4 protein-coding genes are annotated in these 2,790 nt (G+C 33.4%); all 4 read left to right on the top strand.

From position 1 onward, the window contains the following. Positions 1-570 (top strand): C1 family peptidase (locus tag ACHZDT_RS19895; protein ID WP_394776447.1); only part of this gene is annotated, 570 nt, incomplete at its 5' end. Between the two features lie 249 nt (positions 571-819). After that, positions 820-1,680, top strand: coding sequence for a CPBP family intramembrane glutamic endopeptidase (locus ACHZDT_RS19890; protein WP_394776446.1), 861 nt, complete (start codon positions 820-822; stop codon positions 1,678-1,680). A 100-nt stretch (positions 1,681-1,780) separates the two neighbouring features. Beyond that, on the top strand, positions 1,781-2,545 hold the full coding sequence (locus tag ACHZDT_RS19885) for a hypothetical protein (RefSeq protein ID WP_394776445.1): 765 nt from the start codon (positions 1,781-1,783) through the stop codon (positions 2,543-2,545). Positions 2,546-2,579: 34 nt separating this feature from the next. Beyond that, the coding region (locus ACHZDT_RS19880) for a DUF4260 family protein (RefSeq protein WP_394776444.1) at positions 2,580-2,790 on the top strand (211 nt) is incomplete at its 3' end.

The following is a 2,790-nucleotide window of genomic DNA, read 5'->3' as shown; positions in this document are numbered from 1 at the left end:
ACCATGGGAAAAGCGCCTGATACATTTCAATATGCCGGAAAGCAATTTACCACGAAGTCATTTGCAAATGAAATGATCGGTATCAACCCCGATGACTATGTAGAAATTACTTCATTCAGCCATCATCCTTTTTATACAAAATTTGCGCTGGAGATTGAAGCAAACTGGGCTAATAATTATTATCTCAATCTACCGCTAAACGACTTCAGCGCCGTTATCGACAATGCCCTGATGCATAATTATTCGGTTTGCTGGGATGGGGATATATACGAAGGATACAAAGATGGATTTGCCGTTATGAGTGATAATAAAATTATTACACAACAGATCAGGCAGACCGCTTTCGACAATCGTACTACAGAAGATATACACAATATGCATATTATCGGTATGGCAGAAAATGAGAAAGGTGACAAATTCTATATTATCAAAAACTCAACTGACAACAATGATTGCGGTGGGTATCTGTATATGTCAAAGGAGTATCTACTTTTAAAAACAATTTCTGTGATGGTTAATAAGAATGCCATATCTAAAGCAATTAAAATGAAACTTAGAGAATTGCAATGAAGCAGCTTTGTTTTGAATTTGTTATATCCTTTGTTATAGATCAAATAACCAACACATATTTACACAAATAAATAAATTATTAAGATGAATAAAATATTTGACTTTATGGACTACTTTTTTTCAGTGCTCATATTTCTTTCAGGTGAAGAAGAAGACGATATGATCACAATCGATCATATTTTGTAGCATTTTGAAATACATCATTCGAACAATTAAAATATTAATATTCTAACTGATAATAAATAAATCATGGAAACGATTACAACCAAACAGAAGTTTATAAATTTCCCGTTAACAAGAATTATAATTGGACTTATAGTGTGTTTTATTTCATTTATAATCGCACAACAACTAGCAGCAAAAATGCTGGACTTAACTTCACTAAATAAAGATTATAGAAACCTTATAAAAGGTATCATTGCGTCTTCAGCAGTAATAAGCACCTATATCTACTTTTTTAGGAAATATGAAAAAAGGGAGATCAAAGAATTTTCAAGTAGGGGTATAGCTAAATATCTCCTAGGTGGAACAATGATAGGTGTAGTATTACAATCCCTGACAATGTTGGTGATTGTATTAAATGGAGGTTTTGAAATAGTTTCTGTTAACCCTATTTCCAATGTGATTATTCCATTCACAATAGCTTTTACGGTTGCAGTTTTTGAAGAAATTTTAATTCGTGGAATTATTTTCAGAATTATAGAAGAAAAACTTGGTAGCTATATTTCTTTATTAATTTCAGCAATCATTTTTGGAGCTTTACATTTATTAAATAACAATAGTACCCTAATATCCGGGTTGTGTGTTGGTATTGAAGCCGGATTATTATTTGGTGCTGCTTATATTTATACCAGGAACCTTTGGTTCCCGATTGCTATACATTTTGCATGGAACTTTATGCAATCAGGAATTTTTGGTGCAATTACTTCAGGTAACGAAAAAACATCAAGTTTGCTTACTACAAAATTAACGGGAAACTCATTCATTACTGGTGGGGAATTTGGACCCGAGGGAACAATACAAGCATTAATATTTTGCGTATTGGCTTCTATTGTTCTACTACAATTGAGTAAACATAAATTGATTCATCCTTATTGGAAAAAGAAATAAACCAATAAAATACTTTCAGGGGGGAGTGTAAGTTAGTTTCTATGCTAAAGCGTAGTCTGGCTATTTTAGATCGATATTTAATTAAAACCCATAATACATTATGACAAGCAACCCGGACAAAATTCAAAAGCAAATACGTTACTTAACCGTTTATGCAATCGTCTCTTCTATTTTACTGATTACTGCCTTGTCATTAATTTTAAAAATGGATAGAAAGACAGAAAACTTAACAGTAGAGGAACTAACCGCAAAGCGGATAAATATTGTTGAACCCAATGGACTACCCAGATTAGTTCTTTCCAATGTAGAAAAATCACCTGCAAATTTAAATCACGGAAAACCTTTTGGAATTCCGGGAGGCAATCGTGGTGGTTTAATATTTTATGATGACGAAGCCACTGAATGTGGGGGGCTTGTATTTTCAGGAAGAAAAGATAGTAGTGGAAAATATTTTGCATCAGGGCATTTTTCATTTGACCAATACAATCAAAACCAGGTTCTGTATTTACAATATCTTGATGATAACGGCGACAGGAAAACAGGTTTATATGTAGATGATTGGCATAACAGTCCACCTTACCCCGAGTTTCGTCGCACATACAAGGAAACAGAAAAATTACCAAACGGCCCCGATAGAGATGCTAAACTCAAGCAACTACTGGAACCTGCTAATAGTGACCCTGCCTTCGCCCATCGGGTTTTTATTGGTAAAGACGCAGCCAAATCTGCATTAATAAACTTAGCAGATAAAAAAGGCAAGACAAGGATTCAGCTTATTGTTGATTCTACCGGAGAAGCAAAAATAAATTTTCTCGACTCTATAGGTAAAGTGATTTATAGTTTACCCAATAAAGAGAAACACTAAAGAACAGTATTTATACAGCATAAAAAAATAACAAATGAAAAATATACTAAAATTGGAAGAAATAGGAATGACAGCGATAGGGATTTACCTGTTGATGTGTCATAATCTGAATATTTCAACATGGCTATGGCTTTTATTATTCTTTTCTCCAGATTTAAGTATGGTTGTGTATTTAGTTAATGCCAGAATTGGAGCAATCACTTACAATATTTTTCATCACAAAGGAATTGCAATTGCCGTTGTGG

The sequence above is a fragment of the Flavobacterium sp. genome (genome assembly GCF_043722275.1).
GTDB lineage: Bacteria > Bacteroidota > Bacteroidia > Flavobacteriales > Flavobacteriaceae > Flavobacterium.
This window is presented reverse-complemented; position numbering and strand designations above follow the sequence as displayed.

Bases quoted from the DNA above. Each gene is read 5' to 3' on its own strand.
- ACHZDT_RS19890 (WP_394776446.1), top strand. From the start codon at position 820: ATGGAAACGATTACAACCAAACAGAAGTTTATAAATTTCCCGTTAACA.
- ACHZDT_RS19885 (WP_394776445.1), top strand. From the start codon at position 1,781: ATGACAAGCAACCCGGACAAAATTCAAAAGCAAATACGTTACTTAACC.